We start from the raw sequence: 14,936 nt of genomic DNA, 5'->3' as shown, positions 1-14,936 counted from the left end.
GAATGGTTCAAACTCACGACAATTTATTTTTATTTAATACTCAAAGTAACTTAAATTTCACTTCAAAAAAATCTGGGGGCGGCAAACCTGAACTACCGTCTAGGGATCGTAAAACTCACGGTCAATATATTACAAATAAATTAAATGAAATTTGGAAAGCGGTGGAGAGTTCAAGAAAAGATAAAAGAGCTGCTGCATCGCTTTCAATACATACTGGGACTTATTTAGAATTTCAAAGTACCCCAAATTTTTCACTTACCATCAAAAGTCTTGAAAACAAACAACAAAAAATCAAATTACTAAATGTTCGCAATAGAAATATAGATGGAAAAGAAATAGAGTATGCCACTGTTTTTGTTCCAAAAGGTAAAGAGCATTATTTTATAAAAAAAGCTAACGATTATTTAGAAAAAGTATCCGAAAAAACTAGTAATCCTTTAAATCAAAACTTAATTGATAGTATTGAAAATGTACAGTTGGCGCTAGTAGAGTCATTTTTCCCTATAAACCATGTCCAATGGCTAAGCGAATCAGAAAAAAAGTGGTATGAAATATGGCTTAGCGACGACAGTGTTGAAATCGAAAATCAATTTAGAAAGACTGCCGCTTTATTAGACCTTGAAGTATCTCCAGAATTTTTACGTTTTCCTGAGCGGACAATATTACTAGTATACGCAGATAAAAACGATCTGAGTAATTTGATATATCATAGCCCCTATATAGCTGAAATGAGAAGAGCAGCTGAAGCTAATACTTTCTTCCTTGATTTAGAAAATACATATCAACTTAATTGGACAAATGATGCTAAAGAGCGTATTCAAAAAGATACTGATTCTCAAGTTGTAATTAACATTCTAGATACCGGAATACGTAGAACACATAATCTACTCTCCGACTTTATTGAAGAAGTAGACATGGTGGCCTACAAGCCGGAGTGGGACAAGTTTGATAACAATCAAATGGGTCATGGTACACTAATGGCCGGAATAGCGCTATACGATGATGTAAAAATGTTATTGGAGAGTTCAGATGTTCACTCTGTTACGCATACTTTAGAATCATCTAAGATACTTCCGGATGAAGGAGAAAATGAGCCTCAACTTTATGGTGCTATTACTAGTAAAGTTATCAGCGAACAAATTATCAACCACCCTAATAGAATTAGAGTAAATTGTATGGCTGTTACTTCTCCAGAAATAGATACATATGACGGCAGCCCATCTTCTTGGTCTGCTGCTGTAGATGAGATAACATCTGGAGCTGTAGATGGTATAAAAAAATTAATGTTAATATCGGCCGGAAATATTCCCACTACTGATTGGGGTGGTTACATTGATTCGAACAAAATATCTTCAGTTGAAAATCCCGGGCAATCATGGAACGCACTAACTATTGGGGCATACACCGTTAAATCAGATCCATCATTAATAAGCGCACCTGGTATGAGAGCGATTGCACCTAGTGGTGGGATTTCCCCTACTTCTAAAACATCTTTAATGTGGGATAAAAAATGGCCAATCAAACCTGAAATCCTTTTCGAAGGTGGAAATGGTATTACAAATTCTACAGAGTTCTATGAAGAAGAAAACTTTTCATCCTTAACAACTTACCATGATATTTTTACTCGACAATTTCACTATATAAACGCAACTAGTGAAGCTACGGCTCATGCCTCTTGGATGGCAGCTAAAATCTATAATAAATACCCACAGTTATGGCCAGAAACCGCACGAGCTCTGATGGTGCATTCTGCCGAGTGGACTGATGCAATGAAGAGTCAGTTTTTAACCACAGGCAATAAAACAGACTATGGAAACCTCTTAAGAAGCTGTGGTTATGGGGTACCAAATTTAAGCCAGGCTTTAAATTCTGTTGATAATAGTGTGAATTTGGTAATTGAAACTGAATTACAGCCTTATATAAATGTTAAAGGTAAACCACCCAAAACAAATGAAATGCATATTCATGAACTTCCTTGGCCTAAACAACAACTATTAGATTTAGGTGAAACTAAGGTTAAGCTTAAGGTGACTTTATCTTATTTCATTGAACCTGGTCCTGGTGAAAAGGGTTGGAAGAATCAGTATAGATATCCTTCTAGCCTCTTACGTTTCGAATTAAATGGTTCTAGAAATAGAGAAGAGTTTTTAAAAAGTATTAATAAAGCTGTAATTTCTGAAGATGAAGAAGAAACATTAACAAGCAGCAATGTCAATTGGTTATTAGGCCAACAAAGAAATGTAGGTTCTATTCACTCTGATACTTGGGAAGGAACTGCAGCTGAATTAGCTACAAGCAACTTAATTGGTGTATTCCCTGCTATTGGTTGGTGGAGAGAAAGAAAGTGGTTAGGTAAAGTAGAAAACACTATGCGGTATAGTTTAATTGTATCTTTATCTACAGAAGCAGATGTCGACTTATACACACCTATCTATACTAAGATACAAAGTGAAATCACTATTTAGCACCCCTCTCATTGATAGCCGTTATGAAATTCATAACGGTTCTTTTTTTACTAAAATTTATAAACAAAAAAAGCTCTCAAATTGAGTAGCTTTTGTGGTTGGAATCTTTTTACTTTAGTATCTCTTTTAAACCTTGAATTTCTATAATCAATTTATCACCATCTGCACTTTGGTTCATGAAAAAATTAATCACAGAAAAAATTAAAGGTACTGTAAGGTAAAATAGCATAAGCATTTTATTTCTAGGAGCATACATCGGAATACTTTTTAATTTAAAACCATCTATAGCGAGTTTGTATAAATCAGTTAATACCCGATCTTCTACTCTTAATTTAATTCTTTCACTATACAGATCTCTATATTGCCGTTCGTAAACATAAAATTGTAAATTCACAAAATAAAAACAAAAACCTAAAGCCAATAATAATCCGCCATAAACCCACGTATTATTAATCTTCAAAGCTATCGAAACTGCAACAAGTGAAACAAACCAACCTTTTATAATAAAAGAGTTTTGTGCCATTCTTGTAATGCACGCTTGAATCAAATCTAATTCTTTATGAATTACTTCTGAACTTATTTCTTGAGTATCATTTTGCAATTTCTTTCTCCCGCTTTACCATTTTATATAATCGATCTAAGTTTTCTTGTGCTATCAATTTCTTTTCTCGCTGTCTATTGTGCATGCGACAAGCTGCCAGTGCATTTAAATGGTTGGCATGTAAAGGGATTAAAGCTTCTAGCGGTGTTGAAACATCATGCCAAATTTGCCAGCCTTCTGCTAATATTTCTCTTTCTTCTTTACTATTAGCATGCTTTTGGAAATTCTCCAGTACTCTTTTAGGTGTTCTTACGCGTAAAAAGTTAATTAGATTAAGTTCTGAATAAATCCAAGGAGAATAAGTACCCTTATTAACCGTTTCCTTTACGGATTGAATAGAATTTGGTGTTTCTACAAATATTACACATTCAGTTTCATCTAGCACTTCCAAAAGGGCTGTATTTAACATTAAGTGTACATGGCTAGTCGAATAATTTCTCTTGTCGTAATCATAGCTAGTTGTACCTTCTAGTTTACAGTGGGCATTGTCAATCATTTTCAACAAATCATTTGCATACCCCCATACAGTAGAATCTATAAAACTTGTTATATGAAATTCTTTATATAAGTATCCAGCCAGAGCAATAATTGTTTTCTCATCTTTATGTGAATGTGAGAGAAACACATCTGCATCTATCTTTGGAAACCACTTTTCCTTTATATCTCTGCCATTAAGCGTATTTTCGTTCATATAAAAATCCTTTAGCGAATCTTCAATTTGTTGCCTCTGATTATTATAAAGCTTCTCTCCAATTGCAAAATAATCATCTATTGTATCCCCAAAACTTGCTTTCAAATCATCAACGTATTGATAGGCTCTATAAATGTTAATCATCCCCAATTTTTAATATTTCATAATAGTAAATATAACCATTAATATATTTTTTCTCAAGCATTAACTGCACCTAAAATTTGAACACCTATAAATAACATTGCCATGCAAAAAAAGTTGTCTCGTTGAGCAACCCATTATAGCTTATATCCATCATATTAATCTTTATTTGAAAGATGTTTATTCAACTTCCCATTTATGTCTTTCTATAATCCATCACAGTTTCTTTGACCGAGTAGTCATCAGTGTTCTTTATTTTTTTAGCTATTCTCTTTATCATTTTCCTTTAATGCATCATTAGTTTCCTTCCAAAGCTTACGAATGGTCTTCTTCCCTTCACCCCAATCCTGTAAAAATTTAATTGCTGCTTCAGGATCTACTTTTGAAAGCTCACTCAACTTTACAGGAAGGTAAGCATATATGCGAACTAATTCTTTAAATTGCAAACTCCTCACATCCTTTAGTTTAATTCCTCAATTAGCTAAAATACTTCCTTTTAATTTCTACCTTATTCATGATCACTATTTGATTTTGTATCAGACTCAACTAAAGCGTCGATTGTAGCACCCCATAGTTTACGTATACTCTTTCTCCCTGCGCCCCAATCTTGTAATATTTCTATTGTGGCTTCTGGATTTACTTTAGAAAGCTCACTCAGCTTAACAGGAAGAAAAGCATACATTTGAATCAATTCTTTTTTATGCATAGCCCTACTCCTTTACTATTGTTTATGCCTCTATTCATCCTTCCCCCCCTTACTCCTACATCTAAGTCGCTCACTCTATCAGAATAAGTACCAGCATCCTCCAAAGCATTAATCGTAGTCTCCCATAGCTTTCGGATGTCTTTTCTTCCATCTCCCCAATCTTGAATTATCTCAAGCGCTGCATCTGGATTTACCTTAGCAAGTTGACTCAATACTACTGGTAGATACGCATACATTCTTGCTAAGTCCTTTTCAAACATGACAAATTTCTTCCTTACTATTATTGCTAGACATGTTTACTCAAATGATTGTTTGCGTCATTCCATATTGTCTTAACACCTTTTTTCCATCCCCAAGCTTGCATTAACTCAATTGCTTTATGAGGATCTACTTTGGACAGCTCACTAAGTTTACTAGGTAAATGTAAATTTGAGACTATCATTACAATCTCCATATCAATAGGTAACATAATGGGCTCACCTCTTTTTATTCTGTTTATTTTGCTCTTATTTTGTATAATTCCCTCCCATTTTGCACATAGATGAAGTAACAAGGGAGGTTATGACAATGAAAAAATTAATTTATCTATTGGTTTTTACTTCACTACTATTAGTAGCTTGTGGAAAGAACGCAGAGCCAAAGGAAGTAGCAGTCGATCAAAATACGAATGTTGAAGATATTGTAGGCGCGATTGTGAAAAATGAATTCTCTGTGGATGAATCAAAAAACGGTGTTGTCACAATTTCCATTCAAGATACAGATGTGACAGAAGGATCGAAAAACCAGATGCTAAGAGATTCTACTAAAATTTTCGCTGATTTGTCCAAATTAAAAAATGTGAAGACACCAGCTATTACTTGGTATGCTCCGCTCACTGAACCTGATGGGGACAAAACGATGACAGAGGTTTTGAATATTTATTTTAGTGAAGAGGATTTTCACAAAGTAGATTGGGCCAATTATCTACAGGTCGATATCGAGTCTAGCGCCACAAATTATCATGAAGATGAGGCCTTGGAAGATTAAGCACATACAGATACCCCACGCCCTATTGTGGAGTATCTTTTTTTACATATTGTTCTATAGCGTTTACTAAAAGAGATTGCTTTATTTTGTAGTGAGTTGCTTGCCAAATTCCTTTCCCACCCTGCAAAATTATTAGCTGTGGTGATTCGTGCTTCACTTGAAGATCACAGGCAATAGCATTTGAAACTACTCGGTCCATTTGTACAATCACAATATATTTAGGCAATTTCGTTTGTAATACTTTATATTCCTTTAAAGCTGAAATACTACTTATACATGTCATGCTAATTTTTAATACAAGACAAGGTTTGAACTTCGATTGCTCCAAAACTTCGTACCACGTGTTCAATGTTGTTATTCGTTGCATTTAGTAACCTCCTAAACAAATTATATACTACACAGGGTATTTTAGGTCGCATGAAAAACACGAGACTACAGACATAGCTCGTGCTTAAAATTTTCTATTTAAATGCCTTCTGTATTCATGAGTACTATACGCCAGCCATCAGGATCTTCAATGGTTACCCCTTTTTCAGCCCAATACAGATTTTCAGGCTCTACTTCGGGATATCCCATAAGTGCAAGACGTTCGACAATATGGCGAATTGTATCTCTGTTTGGGATATAAAGTACGAGAAGATTGTCCTTACTTGGTGCAGGACAAGGGCTACCTTCAATATGCTCTGTAAATTCTAAATGATAACTTGCATCTGGAAGACCAATCATTAGACCATCATAGCCCCGATGACCTGCAAAAGAGCCTATTTTCTTTAATCCGACGCCTTCACAGTAAAACCGTGCTATTTCCTTTAGCTGAGCGGTTGGTCTTGCCACTCTTACCTGTGAGACTGCTAATTCATTTGTCCATTGTTGTTCCATCGTTATGTATCTCCTTTTAGACTATTGTAAAATGAGACAACAGCGCTGGAAACAGTCATAGGTCTGAAGTTATTGTATAAGAGCAACTGTAAATGAAGCGGCTGTTTTCTCTTTTACTTCCTCTAAAGAAACACCTTCTGCTAATTCTATCAATTGCATACCATCTTTCGTAAAATCAAATACAGCCAAATCTGTAATTAATCGATGTACGACACCTTTACCTGTTAGTGGAAGCTCACATTGTTTTTTAATTTTAGATTCACCATTTTTATTCACATGCTCCATGACGACAATCACTCTCTTGGCACCAACTACGAGATCCATTGCGCCACCCATGCCCTTCACCATTTTCCCTGGAATCATCCAATTAGCAAGATCTCCTGTTTCAGATACCTCCATACCTCCTAAAATGGCAAGGTCTATATGTCCGCCTCGAATCATCGCGAATGATTCTGCACTGTCAAAGAAGGATGCCCCTGGAACTGTTGTAACCGTTTCTTTACCTGCATTGATTAGATCAGGATCTACTGCATCTTCTACTGGATAAGGACCAATACCGAGAAGTCCGTTTTCGGATTGTAAAAGCACGTCATAATCGGCTGGGATTGCATTCGCAACAAGTGTTGGAATACCTATGCCTAAATTGACATTCATACCGTTGGCTATTTCTTTTACTGCTCGGTTAACAATTTTTTGTCTTGTATCCATTATGCTTCCCCCTTTTTCACCGTTAAACGTTCAATACGCTTCTCATAATTTTCACCTACTAATACACGTTGTACAAAAACCCCTGGTGTATGGATATGATCAGGATCTAGTTCTCCAACTTCTACAATTTCCTCCACTTCAGCTATTGTAATTTTTCCTGACATAGCAGCTAATGGATTAAAATTGCGTGATGTTTTTCTGTAAACTAAATTTCCTAGCTTATCTGCTTTCCATGCTTTGACCAGAGCAAAGTCGGCAACAATGCCTTCCTCCAAAATATATTCTTTGCCATCAAAAACCTTCACTTCTTTTCCTTCAGCAATCGGCGTTCCAACCCCTGTAGCTGTGTAAAACCCAGGAATTCCCGCTCCACCTGCACGCAAACGTTCTGCAAGAGTTCCTTGCGGTGTCAACTCTACTTCTAGCTCACCACTTAAAAATTGTTGTTCAAAAATCTTATTTTCTCCTACATAAGAAGCAACCATTTTTTTAATTTGCTTGTTTGCTAATAGTAGACCCAACCCCCAGTCATCTACACCACAGTTGTTACTGATAACCGTTAAATCCTTTGTTCCCTGTTGCACTAATGCTGCGATAGATTTTTCGGGTATACCGCATAGCCCGAAGCCACCTACAGCTAATGTGTCGCCATCCTTAATATCCGCAATCGCCTCTTCAAATGAATTCCATACCTTCCCATTCCCCATCTCGAAACCTCCCTGAATTGCTCGTTTGTTAAGGAAAATTCTACATCATTGCTATTTTACAAGTAAAGGAATTAATTAGAATACTACTTATTCCTATTTAGAATAAATCTCTTCTCGCTATTCCTACAGATCATTTCAAGTAACTGTTTTAATGCATAAGATTGATAGGCATTCTTTTTCGTAATAATCCCTAAACGCCATGGCATTTCAAAATTATCTAATGGAATTATTTTCACATTTGTATTTGTTTGCTTAGCAGCTATGGAATGCGGTAACAATGTAATCCCTAAATTAGAGGATACTAATTCTACAATCAAGTCCCATTGTGAACTTTTATAGCCAATTGTAGGTGTAAAACCAACGCTTTCACAGGATTTAATTATATAGTCGTGAAGGGTGAACTCCTCCGCAAAGATAATGAATGTTTCATTTTTTAAATCTTGTAAAGCTATCGATTCCTGGCATGCATAGGGGTGAGATTCATTCATAAAAACATAAAACTGGTCTTCTATAAAGGATTGAACAGCAAACTTCCTTTCATCTACTGGTAATACAACAATGCCCATATCAACATCACCATTTTCTACTAGCATTTCTACCATTTTTGCACCACGTTCGACAAGCGCTAAATGCACTTCAGGATATAGCTGATGAAATCCCCTAGCAATTTCAGGGAAAAATAATGTTCCAATTAAAGGTGGGATCCCTAACTTGATAGCACCTGTTTTAATATTTAATAGATCATCTAGTAAAATATGTAGTTCTTGGATAGCATGCATTATTTTTTGTCCTTGATTATACACAATACTACCTGCATCTGTTAGTTCTACATTACGCGTTGACCTATTCAACAATTCAACTTGTAATGATTCTTCTAATTTTTTGATACTTTTGCTTAATGAAGGCTGAGATACAAAGGAATCATTTGCAGCCTTTGTAAAACTCCTATGTTCAACAACAGCCATAAAGGCTTTTAAATCTCTTAATTCCATCACTATCGTCTCCATTTATTCATATTTTTTATAAAGTATCTATAAGTAATTCCCTTTAGTAATAAATTCTCCACTCTTCCTTTTTAATCCTTTTCAATCAGTTGATCATCAAAGTTTTAGATTTCTATATTTTAATAATGGAGAGTTTTTGAGAGTTATATGTCCTACAATCAATTATAAACTGGAGCTAGCGTCACTACTAGTGAACGCAGGGAGTGAAGAGACTCATTGGACGCCACCTGGGAAAGGACGGAACGGAAATCAACTCCTCGCCTTTTTTCAACAACATGAAAATACACCACCTTAAAAAGTGGTGTATTTTCTACTTAGTGTGCTTTTTCTAATGCTAACTTAATCCCAAATGCAATTAATATTGCACCTGTTAGTCCTTCAATTACTGCCTTAGTTGATGGCTTTTTCATAAATGCGCTAATTCGATCTAAAAGGTACACATAGAAGATAAACCATAGCATTGTTAATGCTGTATAAATGAGACCCATTATTAAAAATGGGAGGAATGTTCCACTGTTACCATCTACGAATTGAGGAAGAAATGTTAGGAAAAATACTGCGACCTTTGGATTTGTCACATTTGTGAGAAACCCTTGCTTAAAGCAAGATTGTTGAGAATACTTGTGCTCAATACTTGCTTCATCTTGTACAGCCGGGGATTGTGTGCGAATAGTTCGAAGTGTCCATAAGGTCTTGATTCCTAAATAACATAAATAAACCGCACCAACATATTTTAAAACAGCGAATATATAGGCAGATTTTACAATAATCGCTGAAAGTCCAATAACAGCCGCACAAGTATGAATTAATAAACCGCAACAAGAACCTATGATTGTTTGTAAACCGCCCTTTCTGCTCACAGTCAGTGTGTTCTTTGTTGCAATCGCTGTATCAGGGCCAGGTAAAATAATAAGTAAAATGCACATAACTAAGAACACAGATATATTGACCATATTACGCCCACCCTTTCTGTCAGAAAATTATAAAAATAATTGTAACATACGCCAAGAGCAACAGAAAGATACAAAATGTTTTCGTTGACATATAACCATAAGGTGTTATATATTCATAACACCTTATGGTTATATGTCATACAGATTCCTCTGCTTTAGTGGACTCGAATAACGTTGTACGCCATTACACCAAGGTATCATTCATCAACCAAAAGGAGTAATAGAACATGACTGAAAAATTGCAGGATATTGTCAAAACAATTACATTAAATGCCCCTATCGAAAAAGTTTGGGAGACTGTCGCAACAGCTGACAAAATTGCTTCCTGGTTTATGCCAAATGATTTTCAACCTATTGAAGGTCACGAATTTACTATTCAATCACCGTTCGGCCCTTCACCCTGCAAGGTAGAACGTGTTGATGCACCGCACTTTCTGCGATTTGCTTGGGATCAAGATGGTTGGTTCGTCACTTTTGAGCTAAAAGAAGTAGGCAAGCAAACTGAATTTACTTTAACACATGGCGGCTGGAAGGAAGCATCACATATTATTCCTAAAGCGAACACTGCCACTGAAGCCATACGTACTAATATGGATGGTGGCTGGACAATGATTATTAATCATAAATTAAAAGAGGCTGCTGAATCCTAATGACTGAAGCAGCCATAAGGTATGATGTTTTTCAAGCAATCGCTGATCCAACAAGAAGAAGTGTTTTACAGCTCCTTGCAGCAAGTGACAGACCTATTTCCAATATTACTGAGCATTTTACGATTAGTCGAACCGCTGTCGTGAAGCATTTGAAAATATTGGAACAGGCGGAGCTAATTTCTGCTCAAAAAAAAGGGCGCGAAAAAATCTATACGTTGCATAGTGAGCGCTTAAAGGAGATTGAAGATTGGCTCCAATACTTCCATTTATTTTGGGACAATAAATTGGCTCAGCTTCAAAGCATGGTGGAGGATCATTAAAAGCAAAAAAGAGCTGTCCATTTTTAAACTGTACCCTATAAGATAGACACTTTGAAAAAAGTCTATCCTATAGGGTACTTTTGTTTATAATGAGAAAAAAGATGTTGGGGTAGAGTGAAATGACCAAAAGATATTTTACGAAAATGGAACAAGAACAACTAAAATGTAATCCAAATGTGCAAGCAGTTAGCGAGAAAGCGATCACATATACTGACGAATTTAAACGTCATTTTATTGCGGAAAATGAAAAAGGTAAATTCCCAAGAGAAATTTTTGAAAATGCGGGTTTAGATGTTGAATTAATCGGTATAAAACGAATCGAATCTTCAGGCAAACGCTGGCGAGCTTCTTATCGTAAAGCAGGTGTCGGAGGTTTACAAGATACACGTAAAACAAATTCAGGTAGACCTTCCGAACGCGAATTGACATTAGAAGAAAAATTGAAGCGTTTAGAGGCGAAAAATCGGTTACTTGAAGCAGAGAATGAATTGTTAAAAAAGCTCGATCTACTCGAAAGGCAGATGTTGAAGAAGAAATAAAAATCGCTACGACACTAAAATTTGAACTCATCCATCACACGATGAAAAAGTATAAATTAAAGCGTTTAGTCAGCTATTTATGTGATGTGATGGGTATATCTCGGTCTGGCTATTACAATTATTTTTTAGAAAAATCAGCTCAGAAGCGTGTGGAGCAAGAACAAGCAGATGAAGTGGTAAAGGAAATCATTTTAAAAGCGTATCATTTCAGAGGGCGAAAAAAAGGAGCACGTCAAATTAAAATGACGTTAGAAAATCAATATGGAATTACGTACAATCTGAAACGTATTCGCCGTGTGATGAAAAAATATCAGATTATCTGCCCGATTCGAAAAGCGAATCCAACTCGACGTATGGCAAAAGCAACGAAAGAACATCGTACGTGCCCAAATGAATTACAACGCAACTTTAAACAGGGTATGGCCGGAAAAGTGTTACTGACAGATATCACCTATTTAACGTATGGAAGCAGTAAACGCGCTTATTTATCAACGATTAAAGACGCTGAAACGAATGAAATTTTAGCGTATGAAGTGTCGTCTTCATTAAGTATAGATATTGCCCTCAATACGCTTCATCAATTGAAGAAACACCGCCATTTAACGGAAGATGCCTTTATTCATTCGGATCAAGGATTCCATTATACCAATCCACAATTCCAAAAACTTGTGAAGAAAATGGGGTTAGGACAATCCATGTCTCGCCGTGGAAACTGTTGGGACAATGCGCCACAAGAATCATTTTTTGGACATTTTAAAGATGAAACAACTATCGAGAAATGTGAAACATTAGAAGAAGTCAAACGAGAAATTAAGAGTTATATGATGTATTACAACCATTATCGAGGGCAATGGCATTTGAAAAAGCTGCCGCCTGCAAAATACAGACAGCAGCTTCAACAAGTTACCTAGCTTTTTTTAAAATGTCCTTTACAAAGGGTACAGTTTATTTTTAGACAGCTCCTTATTTATTTAAAAGAGATAAAATAATCCCCCATTAATGACTTCTATCTTAATTTTTGCTTCATATTGCTCCTCTAATGCTTTTCTTTCAATTTCATAGCATTCCGGTTTATCCTCTACATCTTCATAAAAATAATCTAATACACGTTGATCACGTTGCCATCGTTTTTGTGCTTCCATTGCCCAAGAATGATCATCCTGCTCAATAATTGACTCAATTGTAGCTTTCAATCTTTCAAGTGCTCGGGCAGGCTTAATAATATATTGCACATGAAATACATTTTCTTCGGGTTTTGTGTTAAAGTCCGAAGAACAAATCATTTCATGAAAATCCTCCTTAATAACACCAGTCAATAAATTAATGCCAAATGAGTAAAGCATTTCTTTTGTACGATCACAGCAATACGAAACTTTAAAGTTAACACCTAACCAGGGCGTTAAAATAACCTGCCCCATATCACGATCAACCTTTTCAAACAATTGAACATAGGCCCCTAGTTCTCTTGTAGCTAAAAATACTTGATTTAAACGTGGAGAGCCGTAATGAATAGCTTCCCCAAAAATGTTACCAGCCATTGCTGTTTGGTTTGTAATGAAGGTTACTTGAGCGGGGTTTGGCTCACTATTTGTTGCTTCAACGTATTGCCAATAAAATGGCCTATTCATAATTCTTTTATCTATGTCTACTGTTAATTGAACGGTTAGATAATGATCCTCTTCTCCTAAAATTGCACAGTCATTCTCCATAAAAAATTCCTTTAAATAGTGGTGAACTTGCTGCGGATACATAGCTGCATCTCCCTACCTTATACTGATTCTTTAAAGTTTGTTAAAATGGCATCTAAATCTCCAACCACCTTCTCGAACACATCAATCTTCGTATGAAGCAATTGCAGAATTTTTTCTTCAATCGTATTTTCTATAGCAAGATTATAGATATGAACATCATGCTCCTGTCCCAAACGATGGACACGGCCAATACGTTGCTCTAGCTTCATTGGATTCCAAGGTAGATCATAGTTGATTACATGATGACAAAATTGAAGGTTTATCCCCTCTCCTCCTGCCTCAGTAGCGATGAGCACCTGGGCTCGCTCTTTAAATAGGTGCTTCATATAATCTCGTTTACTTTTATTAAACTTACCATTAAACAGCACACTTGATATGCCATTAGAATGTAAGTACCATTGTAAATAAATTTGCGTAGCACGATATTCTGTAAAAATAATAACCTTGTCATTTGCTTGTTTAACAATTTCCAATGCCTTTTCTGCCTTTGAATTCACTTCCAAGGTCATTAATTTAGTTATAATCGCTTCAATTTCTTGTGGTTGTACATGATCATCCAGCATATTCGTTAATGTTAATGCTGTAGCTTCCTTGCTACTACACATTTCTTTTTGCAACGTTATTAATGAAAATGACCCTGTGTTTTGAAGGTTGCCAAGCATTTCGTAAACTTCTCTTTCTTCGTCCGTAAATGTAATCGGTACAATTTGTACACGACGATTTGTCCAATCAATCCCCGTATCTTCCCTTCGATTTCTTACCATTACCTGATTAACCAACTCTTTTAAATAATCATCATGTTCTAAATCATGCTTACTAGCAGAGAAGGCAGATTGGAACGTGTCATAGTTACCCAGATGTCCAGGCTTTAATAAGGAGATTAAATAATACAATTCAAAAATATCATTTTGAATAGGTGTGGCTGTTAATAATAGGCAGAATTTTTTCTTTAAGCCTTGTACAAACTCGTAAATTTGTGTTTTATTATTTTTTAATTTATGTGCCTCATCAATAATTATCATGTCATAATCCTGCTCATAAATGCGCTCTCTATGTGGACTCTTTTTTGCCGTATCCATACTCATAATAAGGACATCATAGCGCTCTATTGGGCAATTTTTTTTATAGGCAACGGCAGGAATATGAAATTTTATATTTAACTCTTCAATCCACTGATTAATTAAAGAAGCAGGAGCCAAAATCAATGCTCTTTTCACAAGACCTCGAATAAGGTATTCCTTTAAGATTAAGCCAGCTTCAATTGTTTTCCCTAGCCCCACCTCATCAGCTAAAATAGCTTTCCCATTCATACGTTCAATAACTGTTTCGGCTGCCTCTAGCTGGTGTTTCAAAGGTTGTAGATTAGGTAAATACTTTGTAGCCTGCAATCCTGTAAAATCAGGAATTAGTTTCATTTTCACAATATCATAGTTCATCTTGTACAATGTCCAGCTATCCCATTTTTCAAGATGATTTAATCGATCGATAAAGCCTTCTTCCCACTCGGACGACCTTTCTATTTTCATGATCATCACCCCATGTCATTTTTTCTAGTTTAGGGTGTCCAAAAAAGGAAAAGCTATGTTCTTTCTAGAGGAAAAACACCTAATGAAAGTTATTTTTTCATTAGGTGTTTGTTAATTCATATATTTACGGAATTGGCTAGGCGATTTTTCAGCAAATTCTTTAATGGATAAATGAGATGTTCTCAAGTACATTTTAGATTTTTGAATACCACACATCAGTGAGATAAGCATTTGGACTAACACCCATTTTTTTCTCAAATATTTCGCGA

At 35.7% G+C, this 14,936-nt stretch carries 19 protein-coding genes; 5 read left to right on the top strand and 14 right to left on the bottom strand.

Annotated elements, in window-relative coordinates:
• Positions 1-2: 2 nt before the first annotated feature.
• Positions 3-2,465, top strand: coding sequence for a S8 family peptidase (locus tag MHB39_RS01920; protein ID WP_342545710.1), 2,463 nt, complete (start codon positions 3-5; stop codon positions 2,463-2,465).
• Between the two features lie 109 nt (positions 2,466-2,574).
• Here the strand turns inward: MHB39_RS01920 and MHB39_RS01915 are convergent, their stop codons facing one another.
• The 6 genes from MHB39_RS01915 to MHB39_RS01890 all read right to left on the bottom strand — a co-directional run bounded on the left by MHB39_RS01915 (position 2,575) and on the right by MHB39_RS01890 (position 5,073).
• A complete protein-coding gene (locus tag MHB39_RS01915; protein WP_342545709.1) occupies positions 2,575-3,066 on the bottom strand; it encodes a hypothetical protein in 492 nt (163 codons plus the stop codon).
• On the bottom strand, positions 3,056-3,907 hold the full coding sequence (locus MHB39_RS01910) for a hypothetical protein (RefSeq protein WP_342545707.1): 852 nt from the start codon (positions 3,905-3,907) through the stop codon (positions 3,056-3,058). The genes MHB39_RS01915 and MHB39_RS01910 overlap by 11 nt, the downstream gene beginning before the upstream one ends.
• A gap of 251 nt (positions 3,908-4,158) precedes the next feature.
• Entirely contained in the window at positions 4,159-4,344 is a 186-nt protein-coding gene (locus MHB39_RS01905) for a hypothetical protein (protein ID WP_342545706.1), read from the bottom strand.
• A 62-nt stretch (positions 4,345-4,406) separates the two neighbouring features.
• On the bottom strand, positions 4,407-4,604 hold the full coding sequence (locus tag MHB39_RS01900; RefSeq protein WP_342545704.1) for a hypothetical protein: 198 nt from the start codon (positions 4,602-4,604) through the stop codon (positions 4,407-4,409).
• Positions 4,586-4,864: a hypothetical protein gene (locus tag MHB39_RS01895; protein WP_342545702.1), complete on the bottom strand. Its 279-nt coding sequence runs from the start codon at positions 4,862-4,864 to the stop codon at positions 4,586-4,588. Before MHB39_RS01895 ends, MHB39_RS01900 begins: the two co-directional genes overlap by 19 nt.
• Before the next feature lie 26 nt (positions 4,865-4,890).
• Positions 4,891-5,073 carry a hypothetical protein gene (locus MHB39_RS01890; protein WP_342545701.1) on the bottom strand — a complete coding sequence of 61 codons (183 nt, stop codon included), beginning with the start codon at positions 5,071-5,073 and terminating at the stop codon, positions 4,891-4,893.
• Positions 5,074-5,171: 98 nt separating this feature from the next.
• On the opposite strand from MHB39_RS01890, the gene MHB39_RS01885 reads away from it, so the two are divergent.
• On the top strand, positions 5,172-5,630 hold the full coding sequence (locus MHB39_RS01885; RefSeq protein ID WP_016992172.1) for a hypothetical protein: 459 nt from the start codon (positions 5,172-5,174) through the stop codon (positions 5,628-5,630).
• Between the two features lie 22 nt (positions 5,631-5,652).
• On the opposite strand, the gene ytxJ is transcribed toward MHB39_RS01885, so the two are convergent.
• From ytxJ to MHB39_RS01855, 6 genes are all read right to left on the bottom strand, one after another.
• Positions 5,653-5,997, bottom strand: a complete 345-nt coding sequence (gene ytxJ, locus MHB39_RS01880; RefSeq protein WP_036078031.1) for a bacillithiol system redox-active protein YtxJ — start codon at positions 5,995-5,997, stop codon at positions 5,653-5,655.
• A gap of 98 nt (positions 5,998-6,095) precedes the next feature.
• Positions 6,096-6,509, bottom strand: a complete 414-nt coding sequence (locus tag MHB39_RS01875) for a VOC family protein (protein ID WP_016992170.1) — start codon at positions 6,507-6,509, stop codon at positions 6,096-6,098.
• Between the two features lie 69 nt (positions 6,510-6,578).
• Complete coding sequence (locus tag MHB39_RS01870) at positions 6,579-7,217, bottom strand: 3-oxoacid CoA-transferase subunit B (protein ID WP_016992169.1); 639 nt, start codon at positions 7,215-7,217, stop codon at positions 6,579-6,581.
• Complete coding sequence (locus tag MHB39_RS01865) at positions 7,217-7,924, bottom strand: CoA transferase subunit A (RefSeq protein ID WP_258859018.1); 708 nt, start codon at positions 7,922-7,924, stop codon at positions 7,217-7,219. Before MHB39_RS01865 ends, MHB39_RS01870 begins: the two co-directional genes overlap by 1 nt.
• An 83-nt stretch (positions 7,925-8,007) precedes the next feature.
• The gene (locus tag MHB39_RS01860; protein ID WP_342545698.1) at positions 8,008-8,916 is read right to left on the bottom strand and encodes a LysR family transcriptional regulator; all 909 of its coding nucleotides are present in this window, start codon (positions 8,914-8,916) and stop codon (positions 8,008-8,010) included.
• A gap of 326 nt (positions 8,917-9,242) precedes the next feature.
• Positions 9,243-9,881: a LysE family translocator gene (locus tag MHB39_RS01855; RefSeq protein ID WP_016992167.1), complete on the bottom strand. Its 639-nt coding sequence runs from the start codon at positions 9,879-9,881 to the stop codon at positions 9,243-9,245.
• A 227-nt stretch (positions 9,882-10,108) separates the two neighbouring features.
• Between MHB39_RS01855 and MHB39_RS01850 the strand changes: the two genes are divergently transcribed.
• The 3 genes from MHB39_RS01850 to MHB39_RS01840 all read left to right on the top strand — a co-directional run bounded on the left by MHB39_RS01850 (position 10,109) and on the right by MHB39_RS01840 (position 12,301).
• Positions 10,109-10,531, top strand: coding sequence for an SRPBCC domain-containing protein (locus MHB39_RS01850; RefSeq protein ID WP_342545696.1), 423 nt, complete (start codon positions 10,109-10,111; stop codon positions 10,529-10,531).
• The gene (locus tag MHB39_RS01845; RefSeq protein WP_036078020.1) at positions 10,531-10,851 is read left to right on the top strand and encodes a metalloregulator ArsR/SmtB family transcription factor; all 321 of its coding nucleotides are present in this window, start codon (positions 10,531-10,533) and stop codon (positions 10,849-10,851) included. The genes MHB39_RS01850 and MHB39_RS01845 overlap by 1 nt, the downstream gene beginning before the upstream one ends.
• A 119-nt stretch (positions 10,852-10,970) precedes the next feature.
• Positions 10,971-12,301, top strand: a protein-coding gene (locus MHB39_RS01840) for an IS3 family transposase (protein WP_339280167.1) whose coding sequence is annotated in 2 segments (ribosomal slippage) — positions 10,971-11,352 and positions 11,352-12,301 — 1,332 coding nt in all. Because the reading frame shifts where the segments join, the coding sequence is not laid out codon by codon here.
• 60 nt (positions 12,302-12,361) lie between these two features.
• Here MHB39_RS01840 and MHB39_RS01835 read toward each other — a convergent pair.
• Positions 12,362-13,141, bottom strand: a complete 780-nt coding sequence (locus MHB39_RS01835) for a YqhG family protein (protein ID WP_036078017.1) — start codon at positions 13,139-13,141, stop codon at positions 12,362-12,364.
• 17 nt (positions 13,142-13,158) lie between these two features.
• Positions 13,159-14,673, bottom strand: coding sequence for an SNF2-related protein (locus MHB39_RS01830; RefSeq protein ID WP_258859020.1), 1,515 nt, complete (start codon positions 14,671-14,673; stop codon positions 13,159-13,161).
• Positions 14,674-14,936: the final 263 nt, after the last annotated feature.

Source organism: Lysinibacillus sp. FSL K6-4013, from assembly GCF_038630435.1.
Classification (GTDB): Bacteria; Bacillota; Bacilli; order Bacillales_A; family Planococcaceae; genus Lysinibacillus; species Lysinibacillus boronitolerans.
The sequence above is the reverse complement of the archived record's forward strand: the minus strand, read 5'-3'. Positions and strand labels throughout refer to the sequence as shown.

What these genes read in the sequence shown, in the direction of transcription:
- MHB39_RS01920 (WP_342545710.1), top strand. Translation starts at nt 3, where the DNA reads ATGGTTCAAACTCACGACAATTTATTTTTATTTAATACTCAAAGTAAC.
- MHB39_RS01900 (WP_342545704.1), bottom strand. Translation starts at nt 4,604, where the DNA reads ATGCATAAAAAAGAATTGATTCAAATGTATGCTTTTCTTCCTGTTAAG.
- MHB39_RS01895 (WP_342545702.1), bottom strand. Translation starts at nt 4,864, where the DNA reads ATGTTTGAAAAGGACTTAGCAAGAATGTATGCGTATCTACCAGTAGTA.
- MHB39_RS01890 (WP_342545701.1), bottom strand. Translation starts at nt 5,073, where the DNA reads ATGTTACCTATTGATATGGAGATTGTAATGATAGTCTCAAATTTACAT.
- MHB39_RS01885 (WP_016992172.1), top strand. Translation starts at nt 5,172, where the DNA reads ATGAAAAAATTAATTTATCTATTGGTTTTTACTTCACTACTATTAGTA.
- ytxJ (WP_036078031.1), bottom strand. Translation starts at nt 5,997, where the DNA reads ATGCAACGAATAACAACATTGAACACGTGGTACGAAGTTTTGGAGCAA.
- MHB39_RS01875 (WP_016992170.1), bottom strand. Translation starts at nt 6,509, where the DNA reads ATGGAACAACAATGGACAAATGAATTAGCAGTCTCACAGGTAAGAGTG.
- MHB39_RS01870 (WP_016992169.1), bottom strand. Translation starts at nt 7,217, where the DNA reads ATGGATACAAGACAAAAAATTGTTAACCGAGCAGTAAAAGAAATAGCC.
- MHB39_RS01865 (WP_258859018.1), bottom strand. Translation starts at nt 7,924, where the DNA reads ATGGGGAATGGGAAGGTATGGAATTCATTTGAAGAGGCGATTGCGGAT.
- MHB39_RS01860 (WP_342545698.1), bottom strand. Translation starts at nt 8,916, where the DNA reads ATGGAATTAAGAGATTTAAAAGCCTTTATGGCTGTTGTTGAACATAGG.
- MHB39_RS01855 (WP_016992167.1), bottom strand. Translation starts at nt 9,881, where the DNA reads ATGGTCAATATATCTGTGTTCTTAGTTATGTGCATTTTACTTATTATT.
- MHB39_RS01850 (WP_342545696.1), top strand. Translation starts at nt 10,109, where the DNA reads ATGACTGAAAAATTGCAGGATATTGTCAAAACAATTACATTAAATGCC.
- MHB39_RS01845 (WP_036078020.1), top strand. Translation starts at nt 10,531, where the DNA reads ATGACTGAAGCAGCCATAAGGTATGATGTTTTTCAAGCAATCGCTGAT.
- MHB39_RS01835 (WP_036078017.1), bottom strand. Translation starts at nt 13,141, where the DNA reads ATGTATCCGCAGCAAGTTCACCACTATTTAAAGGAATTTTTTATGGAG.
- MHB39_RS01830 (WP_258859020.1), bottom strand. Translation starts at nt 14,673, where the DNA reads ATGATCATGAAAATAGAAAGGTCGTCCGAGTGGGAAGAAGGCTTTATC.